Origin of the sequence: Paenibacillus sp. MB22_1 (genome assembly GCF_047200555.1) — a bacterium.
Classification (GTDB): domain Bacteria; phylum Bacillota; class Bacilli; order Paenibacillales; family Paenibacillaceae; genus Fontibacillus; species Fontibacillus phoenicis.
Genome location: NZ_JBLADV010000002.1, coordinates 1219380 through 1241484 on the forward strand (window position 1 = coordinate 1219380; position 22105 = coordinate 1241484).

The window sequence follows — 22105 nt, forward strand, 5'->3', positions numbered from 1 at the left end:
TCTAGTTCATGATTTGCAATTCAATTTTCTCTGCCCAGGCATCCAGATGTTCTGCAATGAAGCTCCAATCCAACGGCTGCGCCTTCAACTGGGCAAACATTTCTTTAGCTGAATCAGGAGCTTGTTCGGCTGCTTCTGCGATAACGGGCATCGCATTAAATTCCTTCGCGAAGGCCCCTTGCATTTCTGCGCTGCCAAACCACTCCACAAACCGTTCTGCCGTATCCTGCTTCTTCGTGCCATTAACAATGGCGATATGTTCGACAACCATAGGGACACCAATTTCAGGAATCACATAACCTGTTTTGACGCCGTATTCTTGTTCTCGCTTGGCACGCTCGCCTGAAACGATCGTTCCAATTGGAACTTTTCCGCTGGCCATATTCGCATAAAGCTCCTCCCCTTCAATGACCGGAATCCCATTATCGTAGAGTTGCTTCAACGCGTCCCAACCTGCATCGGAAATGCCCAGGTCTCCACTGGCATCTTGATAGGGCGACAAAATCCCTGCGACAACCAGACGCATCGTGGCTCTATCAAGTCGTGTTGGCGCTTCATATTTCCCTTTAAACGCTTCGTTGGTATACAAGTCTGTCCAATCCTTCGGAGCCGTCTCCGGCGTATACATGTCCGCATTATAGCCAATCAAAATCGCTTGTTTTACGAGACCATGATAGTAGCCTTCCAAATCGTTTAAGCCCTCGTCAACTTGCGAAGCCCACTGCGGGACGTATTTCGTTAGAACTCCTTCTTTCTTCAGATTTTCGTAGAATATATTATTTAAGCCGAATACTACGTCCGCAATCGGATTATTCTTCTCCGCAATCAAGCGATTCGTTAGATCCGCGCCGCCTGCTCCCACGATTTCAATGTCAAATCCTGCTTTTTTCGCTTGCTCCGTCCACCACTCGCCGCGGCCGTCAGAATTTGAATTGGTGTATACGATCAATTTTTCATTTTTAACTTGGCTCCCCTGGTTTTCACTGGATGCCGCCGAGTTTCCACCAGCATTTCCACTGTTATTGCTTCCACAGGCAGTGATAACTAAACAGCTAAGCACCACCATTGCCAACGCTTTCATCATTTTCGACATCTCGTGCTCGCTCCTTATCAAGTGATAATAAATGACTTCGATCGAATACCGATTTTCTTTCAACAATGTTCGTTTTTATTTTGACAGTGAGATGTTGTTCCTTCGAATGATTGATACGCTTCATGAGCAGGTCTACGGCTGCCGCGGCAAGCCGATCCGTATCTTGGCGAACCGTAGTTAGTGGGATGGGCGTTAATGCTGAAAGATAAGTATTCGAAAACCCAACAATAGACAACTTCTCCGGAACGGATATGTTCATATGAAGTGCAGAAAACAATGTAGAAATCGCCACTTGGTCATCCGCACACATGATAGCTGTCATTTGCGGATTACTTCTAATAAATTCCCCTTGTTCGGCATCATACTCATGAAAGCGCCCCGGTTCACAGCGTTCTGTTCTAAAATGAATATATTCGCTCTTCACCGGAATCCCATGATCAAGCAAAGCTTGAATGTACCCCTGATATCTTTCCTCTCGACTTGTGATGTTCTCAATAATGTTAGACGAATATCCAATGTCCCGATGCCCCTTCGCAATCAAATACTGCGCCATTTCATAGGAGCCTTGAAAATGGTCGTGATAGACGCAATCGAACGGAATCTCACGAAAAATCCGGTCGATGATCACACTGGGGATTTGTTCCATTTTTAATCGGAGCACCTGATCGCTGCAGGTTCGGCTTCCCCACGGAAATAAAATGATGCCGCTGATCCCCGCCGCCACAAGCTCCTGTAAACATCGGTCTTGGTCGTCTTGATCACTGCTAATTTTTAAAATGAGTTCAAATTGATGTTTACGTAACTCATGCTCGACTGCCGAAATGATTCTTGACGTATAATCGGACATGTGGGGAATGATGAGCGCAACTTGTTGATTGACTTTCTTCTCAACCGCAGGTTGTACCGGTTCCTGCAGTCTTTCACTGCTCCCTTCATACCGATTGCCTGAGAGGAACGTGCCTCGTCTCGGCAGACGATAAACTACCCCCTGCTCCACCAGTTGTTCCAAGGCCAATTTACTCGTCATTCGGCTGACGCCAAACAACTTGGCCAGTTCACCCTCTGAGGGTACAGGATCATGCGCTTGAAGTCCCCGGGTCTCGATGATCTCCAGTACTTTCTCCGCGACCTGCAAATACAGCTGTTGTTTCTCTTTCTTGGAAGTGCTTTCAGAACTCATGTCCGGACATTCCTTTATTATTTTTTAGTTGGTAAACCGCGCGTGATCTACCAAGCCATTAGCTTAAGCTGACATAACCATACAATATGTCACTGACACATTCAATGATATTGAGCAAAAGAATTTTGCGGGAAATTATTGCCATTTTGCAAAAATACAACTCTACTATTGTTCGAAAGCCTAGTTTGTTGAAATATGCTAGGGACAAAGTTTTACGATCAGTGACATATTTCAAGGGTAAAAAAAGTACCCTGCACAAAACACTTTGGTTTAAGTGTCCCGTGCAGGGTACCCGGTAATGTGGGATCCCCTTCACTTTTACTGTACGGGTTTACTTAGCGGCGCAGGAGTTCCCTTCTCCGGCTTCTCACTTTCATGACTGGTATCATAATAAGTTTTCATATTCCGCAGCACCGGGAACAGGTGCATCCAGAGCGCGGCCACAACGAGCGTCCCGATTCCGCCGATGACGGTGGCAACCACTGCACCAAGCCAATTGGCCATGGTGCCGGATTCGAATTCGCCGAGCTGGTTCGAGGTTCCGATAAACAGCATGTTGACAGCGTTGACACGCCCCTGCATTTCACGCGGCGTATTTAACTGAACCAGCGTAGAACGAATGACGGCACTGACCACATCCGATGCGCCGATCAGGAACAGGGCTACCAAAGATAATACGAGATTTTTGGAGACGGCGAACAGCACGGTAGCCAAGCCAAAGATCGCCAGCGAGCTGAACAAATATTTGCTGATCGAATTCTGAATCGAATACCGCGTAAGAACAAGTGACATCAGCAAAGCGCCAACTGCCGGAGCTGTCCGAAGCAATCCGAGTCCCCATGACCCTGTATGCAGGATGTCTTCGGCGAAGATTGGCAGCAGCGCCGTAGCCCCGCCGAGCAGAACGGTGAACAGATCAAGCGAGATCGTGCCTAGAAATCGCTTGATGGGTGTATCATAACCATGAATCATGTCAAAAGAGCCCAAATTGCGTTAACGAACTGTAAAAGCTACCGTTAATTTGGGACAATTTCATGGTTTTGTCCAAATTAGCGGTAAATCCTGCTGTTATTTTGATCGAAATCAGCAATTTGGCGAGGAAACATAAAATTTAACGGTAGGTTTTACTTGTAATTGGTGCGGAGAGATCTAACTTGCGAAATTAACGGTAAGTTTTGGAGCTAAATTTAGTTTATCGGAGGTTCGCGGCGGGCTTGCGGAGGAAAAAAGCGACAGAAAAGAGGGGATAAAGAAGTACCACTTCATTCGGCTATTACTACTGTTGGCGAAAAAGTAAAATTATATCTTCGAGGAATTGTAGGTTTAGGTGATGTAATTATTCGAATTATTACTACTCGTGACTCAGAATTATTGAAATCTCAACTTGCTGAACAAGACTTTTTAAATAGATGGAAAAGTAAGCATACAACTACTCCGACGTTGAAATCAAAATATGTACATGAACGTAATGCCCATTTGAAAAGACTAATTCATCAAGTATATTAGTACAGTAGCCTTGCATGAGTTAAATGCTAACATATTCTGATAAAAATTTATCCCTATTTTGTGATACGGTTCGCCACGGCTTCTACGAGGGCAAGTTTTCGGCCATCCCATGTGGGATGGCCTTTTTCATCATACAACTATCAGATTCGCTCTCCATGACACACTTATACTTAACAGTAAATAATCAATCATCATTCCGACAATACGAGGTCAAGCCAGGATTGGGCCTCACGGTACAGAACGGGGTTGTTTTCTGGCGTATAGTAAGCCAGTATGGCCACCGCCTGGGATACAACCCATCCGCGGGCTCTCGTCCAGGTCGCGTCATCCGTCGGAAGATATTTGCGGAATGCGTCACGTGCCTCCGGCGAGTGTAACTTCCATGCGACCATGACATCGCATGCAGGATCACCCACGCCCATCGTATCCCAATCGATCACACCGGTAATTCGTTGATTACGCACGAGCCAGTTGCGCATATCAAGGTCGCCGTGATGCCAAACTGGCGGGCCGCTCCACGGAGGCGCAGCAAGCGCGGATTCCCACACCTTAGACACCGCCGCATCGTCGCCATCAAACCGTGCCAACCAGTATCGGAACCCCTCATCCCGCTCCGCCAAAGGAACACCGCGTCCCAGCGGCCCACCCGATGAATCGATTTGCTGCAGCGCTGCAACGAACCCCGCAAGATCACGCGCTGCCTGCATCGCGTCAATCTCCTCAATCGGCACCGACTCGCCCTCAACCCAGGTGTAAATATACCAATACCAAGGATATTCGCTGCTCGGATGCCCTAGAGCGATGGGTACAGGGACTTCTAGCGGAACCAACGGAGCAAGCTTGGGCAGCCAAGTAAACTCGCGGCTTTCTGGTGTCGCAGGCCCTTCCCGCCGCGCGAGCCGAACCGAATATTGGTTACCTAATCGAAAGATGGCGTTCACGGTGCCAGCTGGCTCGACCCGCCGCAGGGATAGATCTGACCATTGGGGAAACTGGGCAACCAGCAGACGGCGAACCAGCGCCTCATCCATTTCTATTTCGTCAACATGCATTTTTCAGCCATGCGTCCCTACCTCCTTGGGGTTTTCCAAGAATTAAGGTATCAAAGAAATCACGAAATAAACAGATCATATCTAGTTATAGTTAAAAACCACCGCGTATTCTAATCAAAAAAAAAGCCAGCCTCATCATGTGAGACCAGCTACACTTTCTTGATGATATTCCCCCCACTTGACCATCATCTCTAAAACAGGGAGGAACGTCTTACCATGTTCGCTAAGTGAGTACTCCACTTTCGGGGGAACATGATTATAGACTGTTCGAATAACCAGTTTATCTCGTTCCAGGTCTCTTAGTTGTTCTGTAAGCATCTTACGCGTAATTTTAGAAATGGAGCGCTCGAGTTCATTAAATCGCTTGGGTCCTCTGAAACCGTCCGCCTGCTTGCAAAGCAACAACACCCTGCACGCGCACTAGTTCGAGACTTATCTCGTACGCCGCGTGAGTTCTCCGAGAATGGGATTGATATCGCCGTTGGCAACTTCGATCGTCCTGAAACTCTTGATGCAGCCATGCATGGCATTGAGACGGTCGTTTTAATTAGTCCTGCTGTACCGGACCAGGAAATCGCCGTGATTGACAGTGCTGTTCGCAACGGAATAAAACATATTATAAAGATCACGAATCATAAGGCTACGGCAGATTCCCCTGTTGATCGACGGCGTGGCCATGCGCGAGTTGAGGCGCATCTGAAGGCGACGGGGATCGACTATACTTTGCTTGCGCCGAATCTCTACATGCAGAATCTCTTCGCTGTCGCGCAGATGATTAAACAAACGAGAGGCTTCGTAATGTCTGCCGGTGATGGCAAGTTCGCCATGATCGATGCTCGCTACGTGGCCGCCACGGCCGCAACTATTGCCGTATCACGATCCACGCATGCAGGCCGTACTTATCTGCTCACCGGACCCGAATTGATTACTTATCACGATGTCGCACGTAAACTGTCTGACGCTCTGGGGTATACCGTCGAATACCGGTGAATCTCTCCCGCCGAGCATCAGAAAGCGATGATTCAGGCAGGGATTCCCGAGCCTGTTGCCACATCCAACGCCCAATTATTCGGTTTGATTGCCGAAGATGACGCCGCATGGATATCCGATGATGTGAAACGAGTTACGGGGATGTCCCCTCGTAATCTGGACCTCTTTCTCGCCGAGAACCTTCCCGCCTTCAAATAAGCGCAAAAACAGCACCAACTTAAAAGAAAAAAGGAGCGATCACCACGCGATCCGCTCCTAAAAACCTAGGGAGTTATTCTCTGCTCGATCCCATCGAGTAATAAGAGAATTCCCGAGTCAAAGAGTTCATCAGAACCAATTAAATTAAACATCCCTTCTTCGTACATCCGACGAAGCAGGTTGAATTGCGAGAAATCCCCGTGAATATCCTCCTTATTCCCTAACGATATCTGTACCATCCGTTGTTCATATTCTTCAACGACGAAGTTGATGACATAGTTAAGCAAATGGGTGATATATGAAAATTTTTGTTTATCCGTCAAGGAAGTAGGTTCGATCATCTGCAAGAGGCATTCGAGCAGTTCCATAAAATCAGCCTCTGGCTTCGACTTCATCAGAAGTTGACCCGAGCAGGGATACTGCTGGAGTTTCTTCCGAATCACCATGGCGCTGGTTTGAAGCCTCTCCCGCCAGTCACCTTGCTTGGGAAGATCACCTATGATCTCTCTTGAAACCAGGTTGGCTAAGGTTTGAATAAGGACCTGCTTACTCTCGAAGTACCAATAGATCGTAGGGGCTTGAACATTTAGCTCTTTACAAAGGCTTCTTATGGTAAAGTTTTCGATTCCTTGGTCGGAGAGAAGCCGCCACGAAGCTGCGATGATCTTCTCCTCGCTGATATGTGGCCTGCGTTGAGGCATAACAGACAATCCAACTCCATTCCATAGATTCTTATACAACTTATTATACTCGATTTAGAAAGGAGCCTAGTCAAGGATAAACGTAAAAACAAACCCCTATTCCTCCAACTCTACATCTTCCTCAGGCAACGGCTTCTGGTTGAACATGCTTTCCCCTGCTTTCGAGGAGAGGCGAACATCCCGCATCCCACGTTCAATCGCAGCCACCTCATAATCACGTAACGCTGACAAAAGTTCCTTTTTCCCGTCTTTGACGTTGATTAATTCTTTCGATAGCTCATAGGCATCAAAAAGTGCCGCGTTCCCGCCAATTCCAGCCGGTGTCATCGGATGCAAGGCGTCCCCCAGCAATACCAAAGAGGTGGTTTCTTTCCAAGGCTTATATGGCAAAACATTACGCAAGTGATAAACAGCCGTTTTCTCTGGCTCTGCGAGTTCCAACATCCGTTTGACTTGGGGATGCCAATGTTTGGTTTTCTCTTGAGCAAGGGACAACAATTCCGAACCATTCAATTGGAAAAGCTGCTCGTCAGGCATCCCAAACCACTCAGGCGAGCACGCAAACACAGCATACAAGTAATCCTGTTGTGGAGTAATTTTCACATTCAGGGACATGGATTCCGGCAATCGTTCCATATTCGGCTTGAAGGCCATTTCTTCAAGAAGCAGGGAAACCGGAGCCTCTCCTTCCGGGCTAAAAAGGCCTCTCATGCTGCCGTCCCCAATGAGCTGATCGAGTTCTTTTCTCCGAGTATCATCCAGAAATACTTTTGTATAAAGAGCTCTTCCCAAGGTATCAAAAATTTTCACCCCAGGTTTATACTGTTGGCGAACCTTCGATCCTCCCCCGTCAGCGCCAACAAGGACATCCGCATCGATATACTCTCCATTCTCAAACCAAGCTCTCAAGCGGCCGTTTTCCAACGTTTCATAATGGGTAAACCGATATCCGTAACGGATATGGTCATTGAGTTCACCAAGCAACACTTCTCTGAAAGTAAAACGATTGACGCCAGGCGTGATTTTCGCCTTGTTGTACATTGGGTGCTGTTCTTCCATCAGCTCGAGAGAAATTGGATTTAAGAAAATCGGGTGTTCCGGTCCCATGACGGAGGTTTCCATAAAGAGATCGTAAAGCTTCTCAGGCAGACAAAACCGCAGCGCACTCATTCCGTTGTCATTGATTTTGATACGATAACCGGTTTGAAGAAATTGTCCTTCCTGCTCGCGTTCACAAACTACAAAGTCAATGTGATGCTTCTTCAGACTTTGCGCTAATGCAAGTCCTCCGAGACCGCCGCCGACAATAACTGCAGAGAGTGATGTCATACGAGTCCTTCTTTCTATAACTTAGTTATATTTATATAACACCGTTATATTAAACCCGTTCTCCTCTGTTTGTCAATAGTTGTGTTCCTGGTATACTTCCCATCACCATGAGCATGATGATAAATATCGAAGTGACTCTTTTCACTGTATTTTTCATATCAGTCCTCCTCATCAACAAAAACAGACATCATATGCTAAAAAAATCAATCAATATAATACCACGGTTGAAAATCTATATATTGAAATGTAAAGAAAACTTTAAGTTTGTGCCTGCCTTCGCCTTACTTATGATACGGCTCCCCCCGATTAATCTTCACCGCGCGATAAATCTGCTCGGTGAGCACCAGGCGCATGAGCTGGTGGGGCAGCGTCATGCGCCCAAACGACAGCCGCTGCTGCGCGCGGCTGAGAACCGCATCGGCGAGCCCGTGGCTGCCGCCGATGACGAACACGACATGGCTCGTCCCGTAGGTGCCGAGCCGGTCCAAACACGCGGCCAGCTCCTCCGAGCTCCAGAGCTGGCCGTCAATCGCGAGCGCGATAACATGCGCGTCGCTCTTGATGTGCGCGAGGATGCGTTCGCCCTCGCGCTCCTTGACGCCGATGAGCTCCGCCTCGCTCATCGTCTCCGGCGCTTTCTCGTCGGGCACCTCCACGACTTGAAATTTCACGTAAGGCGCCAGGCGCTTGGCGTACTCCGCAATGCCCTGGACCAGATATTTTTCCTTCAATTTGCCGACCGCCACGATTTGAATCTGCACCGTAACATCCTCCGTTATCGTCCGTCCGAAGTGTATACTTTCTGGCGTGTAATATAATCAAAATATAAAGAGGAAATCCCCAGCGACTATCGAAGAAAGAAGCACCTGACAGGGAAGCTTCAATCTTACCTACCAACCACAGGAGGTTAAAGTCGCATGGGGAAATCCTCGCACATTCAAGGCCGTAAGGGAACTAAGTTCAGTCAACAGCTAAGGGGCGTTAACCTGGAGCAAGTCCTCATCGTTGCAATCGATGCGGCCAAGCTCCACCAAAAAGCCTTAATATGCAATTATTTCGGCGACATCATTGAAAAACCCTTCTTTTTCTCAGCGAATAATTCTGGTATGGAGCTGCTTTGCAAGAAGATTAATCAAGCGGTTACAGCCACAGAGGCTGTTCGCTTGTTCCTGGGTATTGAGGCAACAGGCCATTACTATGAAGACATCGTCCGCGAGATGGCGAAACGAGGGTACCACGTTCAGATCTTGAATCCGTATACCACCTTCGAGGAACGCGCCGGCGCACTGAATTGGTGCAAAACAGATGATCTTGATCTTGTGGCCATCGCCCATGCCATCAAAAGCAACAAAGCCACTGAAAACCAGCTTTTGAATGGCGTGCAGCGTCAGCTCCATGTCTTGACTCGAGCACGGCGCTCTGAGACACGGAAGCGTGCTTCCTTGCGTACAGAGATTCGAGCACTTATGGACCTCATCTGGCGCGAGTACCAAGGATATGCAGATTATTCAGCCGGTAGAGCTCGAAAAATCAAAGTATTCAGTGACTTCTGGGGGAAAGCCTCGCTCTTCTTCATGGAGCATTATCCACACCCCGCTGCTGTCCTGAAACTAGGGGAGACCGGGCTACGGAAGCTCTCGATTCAGCATAATCTCAAATTGCGAAACACCACCATCCAGAAGCTCTTGCACGTCGCTGAACAAGCGTTATCGAGAAACTTACAGGAACTTCGGCCTGAGCTTATGTTACTGAAAATGAAGCTACGTGACTTACGAACATTTGATGCCAAAATTAATGTTTTGGAACAAGAGATCGAGAACCTTCTCCTTCAGACAGACGGACGACTGCTTCTTACCGTCCCGGGCTTAGGAGTGACTACCGCGGCTGAGCTTTATGCTGAAATCGGCGATGTATCTCAGTACTCGAACGCAAACCAGTTAATTAAGAAAGCTGGCACAAACCCCATTGTTAAGCAAACAGGTGGCGGCAAAGGCTCCTACCGCAAGATTTCCAAACAGGGAAACGATCACCTTCGTTATGCGGTATATCTAGCAGGTAAGAGTCTCTGCATGCATAATAAGGACCTTAAGCCTTTCTATGATCGTCTGAAGGAAAAAGGAAAACATGAACGAGCCATCTTTGTTGCAATGGGTAATAAGATGCTCAAAGTCGCTTTCGCCATGCTGCGAGACCGTTTACCGTTTCAATCGCAGTGCTCTGATTATCACATCCTTGATGAGGTCAATAAGAAGTTGAACTTCAATTGCGTTATGCCGACACTAGCGACGGCCTAACTAGTTGCTCCTGAAAAAGTCGATTTTCAAAAATAGTTTCGGGTTGCTGGCTGGGTTGTGAGGGGGAACTTTCCCTAATGATCGGTTTCCATGTTAGTTTTGGAGCATTTTTGCCGCTCTTTGCAGGTTGTGGGTCAGAATCCCGAAGCCGACCCAGCATTTTGAGCCGACAAAGCCCCGATACCTGCTGCGGTTCAAACCGTACTTCCGCTTGAGAAGACTAATCTTCGCTTCTCCAGCTGCACGGTAACGCTGCAAGTCTTTGAACCATAATTCGTTTTCGTACTCGGATCGGGCAATGCCTTTTTTGCCCTTTCGCGGCAAGCTAGCTCGCTTCACACCAAGTTCGGTAATGGCCGTTTCGTTCTTCTTGCTTGAGAAACCGCGGTCGGTCGCTACAGCTTGCGGCGCTTTGCCGAATTGCTTGATATGCGCCTGTACAGCGGGAACGAGCAGTTCATCATCCGAGGGGTTCCCCTCGTAGACAGCGTAGCCGGTCACAAAGCCGCTTTCCGTCTCGTCGATTCGCACCTTGTAGCCGAACTCAGTTCCTTTGGCCAGCTTACCTTTCTTAATCGGTCTTGCTTCCGGGTCAAAGAAACTGACGATCCGATCTGCGATGATTCGATTGCCGGAAACGACCTGTTTGGCTTGTTCCAACAACTTGCCGGTTAGCGTGACCGCCTCGGTCAGTTTGGTTTTACTTTGTCGAAGAGCAGCTTTGCCCTTGTCTTGCAGTTTCTCGATAACGGCTTGCGCCTTGTTCACAACGTTCTCGGCTACTTCGATTACGCTCCCAGTGATCCGGTCAACTTCTTCCCAAGATTCACGGGTGCGGCGACGTAGAACTTTCGCGATGGACAGAATCTTTTCCTTGATTTCTGCCGTACGATCTTCAAAGCCTTGAACAGTGTGGGAGGCGACTTTCCGGATTTTCTGAATCGTTCGAGTGATGACTTTTACGCCATCTTGCAACAGCGTAGCGTCTGTCGGGTGATGGATGTCGGATTCCACAACCGTCGTATCCGTGCGCAATTTGCGGGTTTTCAGAACGGCTTTTTCCTCACACTGCTTTACGAGTGCGGCATTGATGTCTTCGACGATCTTGTCGCCGTAGCGTTTGCGGGCATAGATGAGCGTAGACGGGTCGGGCATCGGTTCGTCGATGGCAAACCGGCAGAACATTCGCCATGTGATGCTGTCACCGACTTCCTTCACGAGTGACTCGTAGCCCAAATTGTATTTATGCTTCAGGACCATAAGACGGATGTACTTTTCAATTGCAAGCGTAGGACGGCCGCTTTTCTTGCCTTTCGGGTGCAACTCAGTAAACGGTTGAAGAAAACGGTCGTCGTCCAGTAATTGATCTATGATTGCAAGCTCGACCGGCAACTTTCTAACAGATTCCGGGAGAATGGCATCCCAGATGGTCAATTGCTCGTCTCGAAGTTTCAACATTTTCTTCACCTCTTGGAAGGATTCCCGAGGGCTTCTGTTGAACTCCTATAGCAAAGGAATTCTTCCCTCGGGGTGTGGAACTTTGTTATCTCGTCAATAACAATTTCCATTTTGAGGTGCTGAATTCCTTTTAATTATGCTCAAAACACCCTGACTTTTTCAGGGGAAACTAACTAAGCAAGATCTTGGAACCGGTCTTTCTGGGACTGAGGGAAGATCGGATCACTTTCTTGGAGACCTTGGATCTCGTATGTCAGCTTTATCCACCTCGCCCTGTGAATGCGAATTGTACGTTAGCGTATACTCTGCACTCAGCCAGATTGCATCGCAGGATTGAAAAAACGAGGCTATTTCCTTTCAAGTCCGAGAAAGGCCGGTTTCAAGCATCGCTTCTCTGTCAGTTGCTAACTTTTTTGAAAATCTGGGGGGTTAGGTGTGTTTGGGTTACCCAGAAACCTAAAAATTCTACTTGACATAGTACGCTGATATCTAAAAAAAATCCGGGAAACTTGAGGTTTCCCGGATTAGGTCTTTGCTGGTATGGTTACACGGTTGGCGTGCTGCCACCATTGTTTGGATCCTTACCTTCGTCCGCCGAATCGGCTTGACCAGGCGTATCGCTGACGGTACCTTGCGGTGCGTCAACAACCGGATCGTTCGTCCGATCGCTGGCGGTGCCGCCCGGAACGTCATTTGGGATATCCCCGACCGGAGCAGCAGGCGCCGAATCCTCGGTTTTGCCTTGAATGCGAACGCGAACGTCACCCACGCTGTCGATCGACGGCTCACCCGGCTCGGAGGAACCGCTGCCGCCATCTTGGCCGTCTTTCTTCAAGCCGTCCAGCGTACCGGTTTCGATCAGCGACTTGATTTGCTCGAGCTCCAAGGTTTCCACTTCAAGCAGCGTTTCCGCAATGAGGTGAACTTCCTTGGCGTGCTCGGTCAGCAGCTGCTTACAACGTTCATAACATTCGTTGATGAACCGCTGCATTTCCTGATCGATCTCGTAAGCGATTTGATCACTGTAGTTCTGCTCGTGCCCGATATCGCGGCCCAGGAACACTTGGCCTTGCGATGTGCCGAACTGCATCGGACCGAGCTTCTCGCTCATCCCGTATTCAATGATCATGCTGCGCACGATGTTGGTCGCTTGCTGGAAGTCGCTGTATGCGCCGGTTCCGATCTCGCCGATAAACAGCTCCTCGGATACGCGGCCGCCAAGCAGACCGGTTACCCGATCCAGCAGCTCGTTCTTCGTGGCCAGCATACGGTCTTCCTTCGGTAACATAATGACATACCCGCCGGCGCGGCCGCGTGGAATGATCGTTACCTTGTGCACCATGTCGGCATGCTCCAAGAAGTAACCCACAATCGTATGGCCCGCTTCGTGGTAAGCCACGATGCGCTTCTCGCGGTCGCTGATAACGCGGCTGCGTTTCTCAGTACCGACAATAACGCGGTCGATCGCTTCGTCTACTTCCGTCATGGAAATATCTTTGCGGTTCCGCCGTGCTGCCAGGAGGGCCGCTTCGTTCAGCAGGTTCTCCAGGTCAGCGCCGGTAAAGCCCGTCGTACGCTTCGCGATCACGTCCAACTTGACGTCTTTAGTCAGCGGCTTGTTGCGCGCATGCACTTTCAAGACCGCTTCGCGGCCCTTCACATCCGGACGGTCCACCGTGATTTGACGGTCAAAACGTCCCGGACGCAGCAAGGCTGGGTCCAGAATATCTGCACGGTTCGTCGCAGCGATGATGATAATGCCCTCGTTGCCGCTGAAGCCGTCCATTTCTACGAGCAATTGGTTAAGCGTTTGTTCGCGTTCATCATGACCGCCGCCAAGTCCAGCGCCCCGCTGACGACCTACGGCGTCAATTTCGTCGATAAAGATGATACAAGGCGCATTCTTCTTCGCGTTCTCGAACAAATCCCGCACGCGGGAAGCGCCGACCCCAACGAACATTTCCACGAAGTCAGAACCGGAAATGCTGAAGAACGGAACCCCTGCTTCACCGGCAACAGCGCGGGCAAGCAAGGTTTTACCGGTACCCGGAGGGCCTACAAGCAGAACGCCTTTCGGAATTCTTGCCCCCACGGCCGAGAACTTCCGCGGATCTTTCAGAAACTCAACGACTTCGACAAGCTCCTGCTTCTCTTCATCGGCACCTGCGACATCCTCAAACGTAACTTTCTTCTTCTCTTCATTATAGAGGCGCGCCCGGCTCTTGCCGAAGTTCATCACTTTGCCGCCGCCGCCCTGCGCTTGATTAAACAAGAAGAAGAACAGAATGAACATGATCGCCAGCGGAACGATCGAAGTTAGGAAGGTGAGCCAGATGCTTTCGCCCTGCATCTTCTTCCATTCTAAACTAAAACCGTTCTGTTCGCTGTATGCGATGATCTCTTTAACGACATTCTCGTCAAAAGGCACATACAAAGAGAAATTCTTCGTCTTGTCGTTTCCGACAGGTTCCTTATACTTACCGGTTACCAGATAAGCGTAACCGTCAAATTTAACGGTTAGATCAGCAACATTATTATCCTTCAGTTCCTGACGTAAGTCCGAATACTTAGGGGTGACGGTTGCTTCTTGTCCGCCATTGAGGAATTGGACGATGCCCACCACGACTAAGAAAAGTATTAAATAAAAACCAGAATTCCGGATGAACCGATTCATCCCCTACCTCCTCTCAAGACCTTAAGTTATTTTACCATAGCCAATCTCGCCATTTCAAAATTCCGGCAAGGGTGGTCCTTCGTCCAAGCGGACGACGAAATCAACTGGTGTAAATCTCCGGCTTCAGAACTCCGATGAATGGGAGGTTACGGTATTTCTCGGCATAATCCAGACCGTATCCGACAACGAAAGCGTCCGGAAGAACGAACCCTGACAGGTCCGCTTGCAAATCCACCGTACGCCGCGCCGGTTTGTCAAACAGCGTAACGATTTTAACCGATTTGACCTTGCGCCGTTCAAGCACATCAATCAAATAGCTGAGCGTCAGCCCGCTATCGATAATGTCCTCCACGATCAAGATATCGCGGCCTTCCACGGAGGTATCCAAATCCTTGATGATCTTCACTTCCCCGGAAGAACGGGTTCCCGCTCCATAACTGGAGACAGCCATAAAGTCGAGCTCGATCGGTACCGTAATTTCCTTCACCAGATCGGCCATAAAAATAAAAGCGCCTTTCAAGATACAGATCACGAGCGGGTTACGCCCTTCGTATTCCGCACTCAGCTGTTTGCCCAACTCAGCAACCTTCTCTTGAATTTGTTCCCGCGTAATCAAAATTTCCTGGATATCGTTTAGCAAAATGAGTGAACCTCCTACGTTATTCTATGAATGCCGATCTTTCGCTAATCCTCAAGGTGTGCGCCCCGGATCTGGACGCGGCGTTAGAACCATATGCACAACAGTGGTCGTGCGCGGGTTCACCGCAGCAACTGCGGAACGGCGAACGCCGGGAATCCACAGGATCCGGCCTGCGGCATCCGTGACCATCGGGATGCGGGAGCGGAGGGATGGCGGTATTTTCGCATCGATGAAAATATCTTTTACCTTTTTGCTGCCGTTTAATCCCATAACTTTCATCACGTCTCCCGGTAATCGGGAACGCACGGTAAGCGGATAGACCAGCTCATCCGCATCAAATTTCGCTTCGTTATTTCCTTCTGCCTTAACGTGAAGCTCCCTGCCGGCGCCATACCGCGTGATTCGCAAGCTCTGGCTCAGGCCCTCGATCGGCACCTCTGCCGGAAATTGTTCCACCAAATATGTATAATGAGGAATCCGACTTTCTACTGCCGGGGGGATAAAGCGTATCCTGTCATATTCGCGTACGCACTTGACGCCGCCGCCGAGATCTAAGCTCCACGTCGTGGGCCGATCTTGAATCGTCCCTTGACGAATTGCCTCGACCTTGACAAAATCGCGATCCTCCGTACTTAAAGGCAGATAATTTAATATTAGTTTAATCAACCTCCGTTGTAAAGCAACATGTAAACCGGAGAAAAGAGGGGCTTCAAACGAGAGAATCCCGTCCTCCGTCCGCACAAGCTCAGCGTACAACCTCATCGCTTCCTGATGCAGGTAATCGTCTTCTGCTGCAGTCAGCACCGCCAACCGGTTCAGCGATTCCGGCAACTGACCATTATATTGCCCTAAAAATGGCAACACATCCAGCCGAATCGAATTTCGCGTCATCTCTTTATCCGGGTTGCTGCTGTCTTCGACGTAAGCCAGCCCGGATTCGCGGCACGCCTGGAGCAAATCCGTCTTGTATATACGGAGCAAGGGGCGGATAAGTTCCACATTTTTTTCGCGGCGTTTGGGTCGCATTCCGGCTAATCCGGAGGGCCCGCTTCCCCGCAGCAGCCGCATCAGCACCGTCTCGGCCTGGTCATCGGCATGATGGGCAAGCGCGATGGACGATGCCCCATAACGCTCGGCCACCTGATGCAAATATTCGTACCGCTTCTCCCGAGCCGCCAGCTCCAGGCTTTGCCCCGTTTCCTTCATATAAGCACGCACATCCGCGTACCCCAATTCAAAGGGGATACCAAGCCGCTCGGCGAGCTCACGGACAAATTCCGCATCCCGATCCGCCTCGTCGCCGCGTAAGCCGTGATGCAGGTGCGCGCAGATCAGTTGGAGTCCCAGCGCCTTGTCCCCGGCGATTTCCTTCATTATATGCAGCAGCACCGTAGAATCGACCCCGCCGGACACCGCCACAACGATAACATCTCCGGGCAACCATAACTGTTCCTGCCTGCCAAAACGGCGAACCTGCTCCGTTAATCGGTACAGTGTGGTTTCTTTCATCGGATACCCCCTCTCCCTTCCCTCAAAAATGAGTTCGTAAACGTAACGGACTGGAAGGACTCTATTTGCCCATTTCCCGGCAATTTCCCAATCTAACGGACCCCAGTGACCTTAAGTGGCCTTTTAATGGACCAGATTGCCGCTGTTATCCGAAATAAGGTCTCCTCAGTCCGTTAGAATCGGAGGAAGTCCAATCGCAAGCGAATAGCGTCTCTGGTGTCCGTTAGCTTCGGAAGCCCACCGCCTAAAACCTAAAAGTCAAATAAAGCGCACAGGCAAGCAACGTCAGCGATACCGCAAACGCCCCGACGATCCATCCCGGGGTCGCAGACCGCGTCCGGCGCCGCGGAGTGAAACGGCGGGTGACCATCTCCTTCCACAACCGGCACGCTTCCGCCGTATCCCGGAACTCCCCATGGAGAGCCCGCTTCAGCCAGGCGCGGTACGGCGCCAACGTCTCATACCCGTCGACGATGGCGATAAGATCGCTGCGGCTGCGCGTTTGCGGCAACTGAGTCGCCGCTTTCTTTAACGCACTCTCAGCAAGCAAATGAATGCAGACAACCGCGAAGGAGAACCAGTCATACGCGGGATCCGCTGTACGGCTTCCCGCCCCCCAGAAACCGCGGTCGTACCACTCCGTAAACTGCTTTACGCTGTGCCCTTCACTTGTTACTCCGCCGTAATCGATCAGCTCGACTTCGCCATAAGCCCCTACGAGCACGTTCTCCGGCTTAAGGTCACCAAACACCCAGCCGGAATGGTGCAGCCGTCCGAGCTGTTGCAGCAGCTGAAGGCCAGCCACGTCCAGCCAGCGCGGCCCCCGCCGGGCCAAAAAGGCGCGCAGCGGCTCCCCTTGCACATAGCGCATAACGTAGAAAGGAATCTCCCTCCCCTGGTAAGTGAAGTCGTCCACCTCCACCAGGTAATTGAGATCCCGTTCCCCCGCACCCCGTCGCCGGCCTTGACGCTGCAGCGCTTTCAGCACATTGATTTCCGATTGAATATCCAGCGTATCGAAGCCCAGCTTCAGAGCGTATAATTTTCCGTTTTTCTCCCGTTTCACCAGGAATACAACGCCGTTAGCCCCTTGCCCGAGCAAACGCTGGATCACATACCGACCGCCGTTCCAGCGTCCGATAATCCGTGTTCCCTGCGGCAGGGGAATTTTAGACGACGTAGTCGCCGAGGATTCCATCTTGTCCCTCCGTCTTCTCACGCCAAGACTTACCATGTTCATTCAGTGTACCATATCGCATAAAATCCATCACCTTCAGAAGCGCAGGTCCGGTTGGCGTTGCCCCTCTCATGACGAGGCGTTGGAAGATGGAACGGGCAGACCCCAGATCGCTGGTCCAGTCCACATCCAGGACGGCATCCTCTCCGCTGTGCGAGCCGGGAAAATGGAAGACGGCCAGCTGGCTCTCCCCTTTCCGCGAGCTCAAGCTCAGCATCATATCCCGAATCGCTTCCTCCACGGCCCGGAGCTTCGGCTTCATGCTGGCGCTGGCATCAATGAGAAGCGCCACCTGCAGCGAGCTGTTCTCGCTCAGCTCGTCGATCACCTCGACGACCTGCGAGCGCTGCTCTGGCGGCAAGTCACTAACCGTCTGATCGCCTAGGATCTGCCGGATCTCTTTATGAACCGCCTGTTGAATCGTCTGGACGACCGTTTTTCGCGTCATCATCTGCATCGTCTGCGCCAGGTTCTCGGTTCCGACAATCCGGCTCATCCCGCCGCCGGCCTTGGCGATTTCAGCGATCTCCAGACTCCCCAGCTCGCCAATCGTACCGTAATCGACAATCCCCACCACATTTACGGTGATTCCTTCCTGCCTTGCCAGCGCCGCAGCCATCACCGGACTTTCTCCGACATTGGAACACCCGTCCGTAATCAGCATAATCTGTTTCATCTCATCATCCCGCCTTTCAAATAGATAGAGTTCAACATTCTCGTATCTATCATTTCCAGCTAGGATAGAATTCAAACCAGCTGCGCGAAGAAAGACCCGGCCCGAGGCCATCACTTCCTTATAAAAAAGAAAGGAACCTAAGACAGTCGCCTTAAGTTCGATAGAATCCAGAATTATCTGCATATTTATGCACAATGCGCATTTCGAGAATCCCCGTATCCGGGTCCTCCTTATCCATCAGGATCTCCCAATAGTCAGGAGCCAGGGCTCTGAGTTGTTGATAGTCTTCCCGATGTAGCCTTACGCCGGCAAAGCGGTTGTTGTCAAAAACATAATCCTGCTCCGCCCGCAGCCCGAATTTGATCTCCAGCAAGCTCCGCAGTCCGCCCACTGTCATGAACTTAAACCGGTAGCCTTCCGATAGAGCTTGCTTGACCTCATCCAAATGCTCCTGGAGGTATTCCACAAATCCGTCCCACTGCAGCTCCGGATTAACTCGCTGCTGCAATTCAGCGGCATCCTTGCGCTCCAGCAGCTCCACGAGCTCCGCGCCTTGGATGCCCTTCGCCCGAATCATCTCCAATCGCAGCGCATAGAGCTGCGGCAAGCTGGCTTTTGGTGCTGTCAAAAGCATGACCTCCCTACCCATATAACTAACTCATACTAGTCTATCTCAAACTATACCAAATGGCACGCCACAAAATGCCCTCCGCCCACGTCGCGGAATTCCGGCACCCGCTGCTTGCACTCTGCCGTAGCAAACGGGCATCTGGTATGGAATTTGCAGCCGGAAGGCGGGTTCGCCGGACTCGGAATATCGCCCTTCAAAATAATCCGCTCCCGCTTCATGCGCGGGATTGGCAGCGGCACGGCAGACAGAAGCGCCTTAGTATAGGGATGCAACGGATGGCGGAACAACTCATCCCGCGAGGCCATTTCAACCATTCCGCCCAAATACATCACCCCAACCTGCGTGCACAGATGCTCCACGACGCTCAAGTCATGCGAGATAAACAAATACGTTAATCCGCGAGTCTCCTGCAGTTTACGGAACAGGTTGATGATTTGCGCTTGGATCGATACGTCCAGCGCAGACACCGGTTCATCGGCAATCATCAGTTCGGGGTTCAGAATCAGCGCGCGAGCGATTCCGATCCGTTGGCGTTGCCCGCCGGAGAACTCGTGCGGATAACGATCGATATGATATGAGGACAGCCCGCAGGAAGCCAGCACCTCCAGCACCCGGTCGCGGATCTCCGCCTTCGGCAGCAACCCGTGGTCGAGCAAAGCTTCGCCGATTGCGTCGCCAACCCGAATCCGGGGATTCAAGGAACCGTAGGGGTCCTGGAAAATCATCTGCAGCTTCGGTCTCAACCGGCGCAGCTCTTCATCCGCTAGCGAGTAAAGATCTGTGCCTTTAAACAGAATGTCGCCGTCCGTCTTCTCTGTCAAACGAACGATGCTGCGGCCGACCGTACTCTTCCCGCTGCCGGATTCACCCACCAGGCCGAAGGTTTCCCCGGGCTGAATGGTGAAGCTGATGTCGTCCACGGCCTTCACCTGTCCGGTTGTCCGCTGCAGGAGCCCTGTCTTAATCGGAAAATACTTTTTCAAATGCCGTACTGTCAGCAGCGGCTCACCCATGGCGTTTCTCCTCCTCATACAACCAGCAAGCGGCTTTCTGGCCGCCTCCAAGCGATTTCAATGCCGGCTCCTTCGTGCGGCAAATGTCCATGCAGTGCGCGCAGCGGTCCTGAAAATAACAAGAAGGCTGCAATTCCAGCAAATTTGGCACTTGGCCCGGAATGGAAAACAGCTCATCCTGACGCTGTCCGAGCACCGGCTTCGACTTCAACAACCCTTGCGTGTAAGGGTGCTTCGGCGATTCGAACAGCGCGGTCACTTCCCCTTCCTCAACCACTTTGCCAGCATACATCACGACCACGTAATCGGCCATTTCCGCGACGACGCCAAGATCATGGGTGATCAGCAGAATCGACATGTCCGATTCCGCCTTAATTTGCCGCAGCATATCGAGGATTTGCGCTTGAATCGTCACGTCGAGCGCCGTCGTCGGCTCGTCCGCGATCAGCAGCTTCGGCCGGCAGGAGATGGCGATAGCGATCATGATCCGCTGCAGCATCCCGCCGCTCAGTTCATGCGGGTAACTCTTCATAATCTGCTCCGGCCGGGAGATCCCGACCTGCTCAATCAATTCTATGGCACGCTTGCGAGCTTCCTTCTTGCTCAGCTTCAAGTGAAGCACCATCGGCTCGATCAACTGCTCTCCGATCGTCAGCACCGGGTTCAGCGAAGACATCGGCTCCTGAAAAATCATCGCGATTTCATGCCCGCGAATGGCGCGAAGATGATGTTTATCTAAAGACAACAGATCGGTATCTCCAAATTGGATTCGCCCGCCGATCTCCACCTCGGGTCCGCTTTGCAGCAACCCCATGATCGACATCGCCGTCACGCTTTTGCCGCAGCCCGACTCTCCGACGATACACACGGTTTCCCCCGGCTTGATCCGCAGGCTGACTTCATCAACCGCCTTGATACGTCCTTCTTCGGTATGAAAATGCGTGCTTAGCTGGTCTATCTCCAGCAAAGTTGACATAAGCTTCTTCACCTACCTGTTCATTTTCGGATCCAGCACGTCCCGCAGACCGTCGCCAAACAAATTGATAGCAATGACGGTGGCAAAAATAGACAGCCCTGGCGGAATCCACAGCCAAGGATGCTGCTGGAAGTCGATCAAATTGTTCGCAGCGTCGATCATATTGCCCCAGGTCGGCGTCGGCGGCATCACGCCCAGCCCAAAGAAGCTGAGCACCGACTCGCTAAGAATCGCCCCGCCGATGTTCAGGGTGGCAATCACGATAATCAGCGGCACGAGATTCGGCAGCAGGTGATGGACCAGCTTGCGCCGGTCGCGAAGCCCCAGCACCTCCGCCGCCTGCATGAACTCGCGCTCCCGCAGGCTCAGCATCTGCCCGCGGATCATCCGCGCCAGCCCCGGCCAGTTCACCAGACTGAGCATGATCATCACGATGTACATGCGGTAGTCGGTCGGCACCTTCCACTCCGATAGCAGCGCCCCGGCAATGAACAGCAGCGGTAGACCAGGAATTGTTAACAGCAAGTCGGCAAGCCGCATGATGATTTGGTCCACAATCCCGCGATAATACCCGGCAATCGCGCCAAGCAGCGTGCCCAAGAAGACGGACAACACCATGGATGCCAAGCCAACGGTCAGCGAAATGCGTCCGGCCTGCAGAACCCGGGTTAATACGTCCCGGCCCAGCTTATCGGTCCCCAGCCAATGCTGCCAGCTCGGCGGCTTGTTCATCATCGACATCTGAATTTTGTTATCCGCATACGGCGAGAACAGCGGACCCAAGAAGCAGGCAAGAAACATAAAAACAACAACAACGAGCCCCGACATGGCCAGTTTATTGCGAAGCAGCCGGCGCAGCGACTGGCGCCACAGCGACGGCTTCTTGGACACGGCGGTACGGGCAGCCTCTTGGCCCGGCTTCGATAGATGTTCTGGAATTGAGTTCAT

The 22105-nt window shown here is 51.1% G+C and carries 20 protein-coding genes; 2 read left to right on the plus strand and 18 right to left on the minus strand.

All coding sequences use genetic code 11. The annotated features are described in order from the left end of the window. Position 1 precedes the first annotated feature (1 nt). The 5 genes from ACL02P_RS17545 to ACL02P_RS17565 all read right to left on the minus strand — a co-directional run bounded on the left by ACL02P_RS17545 (position 2) and on the right by ACL02P_RS17565 (position 5149). Positions 2-1093, minus strand: a complete 1092-nt coding sequence (locus tag ACL02P_RS17545) for an extracellular solute-binding protein (protein ID WP_009223404.1) — start codon at positions 1091-1093, stop codon at positions 2-4. Beyond that, positions 1053-2273, minus strand: a complete 1221-nt coding sequence (locus ACL02P_RS17550; RefSeq protein ID WP_009223403.1) for a substrate-binding domain-containing protein — start codon at positions 2271-2273, stop codon at positions 1053-1055. Before ACL02P_RS17550 ends, ACL02P_RS17545 begins: the two co-directional genes overlap by 41 nt. A gap of 318 nt (positions 2274-2591) precedes the next feature. Continuing rightward, positions 2592-3245: an MFS transporter gene (locus tag ACL02P_RS17555; protein WP_412837792.1), complete on the minus strand. Its 654-nt coding sequence runs from the start codon at positions 3243-3245 to the stop codon at positions 2592-2594. Between the two features lie 725 nt (positions 3246-3970). Next, positions 3971-4831 (minus strand): aminoglycoside phosphotransferase family protein, encoded by an 861-nt coding sequence (locus ACL02P_RS17560; RefSeq protein ID WP_412837793.1) that lies wholly within the window; start codon positions 4829-4831, stop codon positions 3971-3973. Between the two features lie 135 nt (positions 4832-4966). Next, the gene (locus ACL02P_RS17565; RefSeq protein ID WP_232282215.1) at positions 4967-5149 is read right to left on the minus strand and encodes a winged helix-turn-helix transcriptional regulator; all 183 of its coding nucleotides are present in this window, start codon (positions 5147-5149) and stop codon (positions 4967-4969) included. Between ACL02P_RS17565 and ACL02P_RS17570 the strand changes: the two genes are divergently transcribed. Further along, positions 5135-5821, plus strand: coding sequence for an NmrA family NAD(P)-binding protein (locus ACL02P_RS17570; protein ID WP_009223399.1), 687 nt, complete (start codon positions 5135-5137; stop codon positions 5819-5821). The genes ACL02P_RS17565 and ACL02P_RS17570 overlap by 15 nt on opposite strands. Positions 5822-6084: 263 nt before the next feature. Here the strand turns inward: ACL02P_RS17570 and ACL02P_RS17575 are convergent, their stop codons facing one another. The 3 genes from ACL02P_RS17575 to rlmH all read right to left on the minus strand — a co-directional run bounded on the left by ACL02P_RS17575 (position 6085) and on the right by rlmH (position 8810). After that, positions 6085-6720, minus strand: a complete 636-nt coding sequence (locus tag ACL02P_RS17575) for a TetR/AcrR family transcriptional regulator C-terminal domain-containing protein (protein ID WP_009223398.1) — start codon at positions 6718-6720, stop codon at positions 6085-6087. A gap of 96 nt (positions 6721-6816) precedes the next feature. Then, positions 6817-8049 (minus strand): FAD-dependent oxidoreductase, encoded by a 1233-nt coding sequence (locus ACL02P_RS17580; RefSeq protein ID WP_260070439.1) that lies wholly within the window; start codon positions 8047-8049, stop codon positions 6817-6819. Between the two features lie 281 nt (positions 8050-8330). After that, positions 8331-8810 (minus strand): 23S rRNA (pseudouridine(1915)-N(3))-methyltransferase RlmH, encoded by a 480-nt coding sequence (gene rlmH / locus ACL02P_RS17585; protein ID WP_412837794.1) that lies wholly within the window; start codon positions 8808-8810, stop codon positions 8331-8333. 156 nt (positions 8811-8966) lie between these two features. Between rlmH and ACL02P_RS17590 the strand changes: the two genes are divergently transcribed. Beyond that, a complete protein-coding gene (locus ACL02P_RS17590; protein WP_009227146.1) occupies positions 8967-10343 on the plus strand; it encodes an IS110 family transposase in 1377 nt (458 codons plus the stop codon). Positions 10344-10436: 93 nt separating this feature from the next. Here the strand turns inward: ACL02P_RS17590 and ACL02P_RS17595 are convergent, their stop codons facing one another. The 10 genes from ACL02P_RS17595 to opp4C form a co-directional block, all read right to left on the minus strand. Then, the gene (locus ACL02P_RS17595) at positions 10437-11801 is read right to left on the minus strand and encodes an ISNCY family transposase (RefSeq protein ID WP_019007868.1); all 1365 of its coding nucleotides are present in this window, start codon (positions 11799-11801) and stop codon (positions 10437-10439) included. Positions 11802-12345: 544 nt separating this feature from the next. Continuing rightward, positions 12346-14475, minus strand: a complete 2130-nt coding sequence (gene ftsH / locus ACL02P_RS17600; protein WP_412837795.1) for an ATP-dependent zinc metalloprotease FtsH — start codon at positions 14473-14475, stop codon at positions 12346-12348. Between the two features lie 100 nt (positions 14476-14575). After that, complete coding sequence (hpt, locus tag ACL02P_RS17605) at positions 14576-15115, minus strand: hypoxanthine phosphoribosyltransferase (RefSeq protein ID WP_009226313.1); 540 nt, start codon at positions 15113-15115, stop codon at positions 14576-14578. A 51-nt stretch (positions 15116-15166) separates the two neighbouring features. Next, complete coding sequence (tilS, locus tag ACL02P_RS17610) at positions 15167-16624, minus strand: tRNA lysidine(34) synthetase TilS (RefSeq protein ID WP_412837796.1); 1458 nt, start codon at positions 16622-16624, stop codon at positions 15167-15169. Positions 16625-16868: 244 nt separating this feature from the next. Further along, entirely contained in the window at positions 16869-17822 is a 954-nt protein-coding gene (locus tag ACL02P_RS17615) for a serine/threonine protein kinase (RefSeq protein WP_260071772.1), read from the minus strand. Continuing rightward, on the minus strand, positions 17794-18537 hold the full coding sequence (locus ACL02P_RS17620) for a VWA domain-containing protein (RefSeq protein ID WP_260071771.1): 744 nt from the start codon (positions 18535-18537) through the stop codon (positions 17794-17796). Before ACL02P_RS17620 ends, ACL02P_RS17615 begins: the two co-directional genes overlap by 29 nt. Positions 18538-18688: 151 nt before the next feature. Further along, complete coding sequence (locus ACL02P_RS17625) at positions 18689-19171, minus strand: hypothetical protein (RefSeq protein ID WP_323078438.1); 483 nt, start codon at positions 19169-19171, stop codon at positions 18689-18691. 44 nt (positions 19172-19215) lie between these two features. Next, the gene (locus tag ACL02P_RS17630) at positions 19216-20181 is read right to left on the minus strand and encodes an ABC transporter ATP-binding protein (RefSeq protein ID WP_009226318.1); all 966 of its coding nucleotides are present in this window, start codon (positions 20179-20181) and stop codon (positions 19216-19218) included. Continuing rightward, positions 20174-21157: an ABC transporter ATP-binding protein gene (locus tag ACL02P_RS17635; protein ID WP_009226319.1), complete on the minus strand. Its 984-nt coding sequence runs from the start codon at positions 21155-21157 to the stop codon at positions 20174-20176. Before ACL02P_RS17635 ends, ACL02P_RS17630 begins: the two co-directional genes overlap by 8 nt. Positions 21158-21169: 12 nt before the next feature. Further along, on the minus strand, positions 21170-22105 hold the full coding sequence (gene opp4C, locus ACL02P_RS17640) for an oligopeptide ABC transporter permease (RefSeq protein WP_009226320.1): 936 nt from the start codon (positions 22103-22105) through the stop codon (positions 21170-21172).

What these genes read in the sequence shown, in the direction of transcription:
- ACL02P_RS17550 (WP_009223403.1), bottom strand. Translation starts at nt 2,273, where the DNA reads ATGAGTTCTGAAAGCACTTCCAAGAAAGAGAAACAACAGCTGTATTTG.
- ftsH (WP_412837795.1), bottom strand. Translation starts at nt 14,475, where the DNA reads ATGAATCGGTTCATCCGGAATTCTGGTTTTTATTTAATACTTTTCTTA.
- ACL02P_RS17560 (WP_412837793.1), bottom strand. Translation starts at nt 4,831, where the DNA reads ATGCATGTTGACGAAATAGAAATGGATGAGGCGCTGGTTCGCCGTCTG.
- ACL02P_RS17635 (WP_009226319.1), bottom strand. Translation starts at nt 21,157, where the DNA reads ATGTCAACTTTGCTGGAGATAGACCAGCTAAGCACGCATTTTCATACC.
- ACL02P_RS17615 (WP_260071772.1), bottom strand. Translation starts at nt 17,822, where the DNA reads ATGGAATCCTCGGCGACTACGTCGTCTAAAATTCCCCTGCCGCAGGGA.
- ACL02P_RS17630 (WP_009226318.1), bottom strand. Translation starts at nt 20,181, where the DNA reads ATGGGTGAGCCGCTGCTGACAGTACGGCATTTGAAAAAGTATTTTCCG.
- ACL02P_RS17590 (WP_009227146.1), top strand. Translation starts at nt 8,967, where the DNA reads ATGGGGAAATCCTCGCACATTCAAGGCCGTAAGGGAACTAAGTTCAGT.
- ACL02P_RS17580 (WP_260070439.1), bottom strand. Translation starts at nt 8,049, where the DNA reads ATGACATCACTCTCTGCAGTTATTGTCGGCGGCGGTCTCGGAGGACTT.
- ACL02P_RS17620 (WP_260071771.1), bottom strand. Translation starts at nt 18,537, where the DNA reads ATGAAACAGATTATGCTGATTACGGACGGGTGTTCCAATGTCGGAGAA.
- ACL02P_RS17565 (WP_232282215.1), bottom strand. Translation starts at nt 5,149, where the DNA reads ATGCTTACAGAACAACTAAGAGACCTGGAACGAGATAAACTGGTTATT.
- ACL02P_RS17545 (WP_009223404.1), bottom strand. Translation starts at nt 1,093, where the DNA reads ATGTCGAAAATGATGAAAGCGTTGGCAATGGTGGTGCTTAGCTGTTTA.
- tilS (WP_412837796.1), bottom strand. Translation starts at nt 16,624, where the DNA reads ATGAAAGAAACCACACTGTACCGATTAACGGAGCAGGTTCGCCGTTTT.
- ACL02P_RS17625 (WP_323078438.1), bottom strand. Translation starts at nt 19,171, where the DNA reads ATGCTTTTGACAGCACCAAAAGCCAGCTTGCCGCAGCTCTATGCGCTG.
- ACL02P_RS17575 (WP_009223398.1), bottom strand. Translation starts at nt 6,720, where the DNA reads ATGCCTCAACGCAGGCCACATATCAGCGAGGAGAAGATCATCGCAGCT.
- ACL02P_RS17555 (WP_412837792.1), bottom strand. Translation starts at nt 3,245, where the DNA reads ATGATTCATGGTTATGATACACCCATCAAGCGATTTCTAGGCACGATC.
- opp4C (WP_009226320.1), bottom strand. Translation starts at nt 22,105, where the DNA reads ATGAACTCAATTCCAGAACATCTATCGAAGCCGGGCCAAGAGGCTGCC.
- ACL02P_RS17595 (WP_019007868.1), bottom strand. Translation starts at nt 11,801, where the DNA reads ATGTTGAAACTTCGAGACGAGCAATTGACCATCTGGGATGCCATTCTC.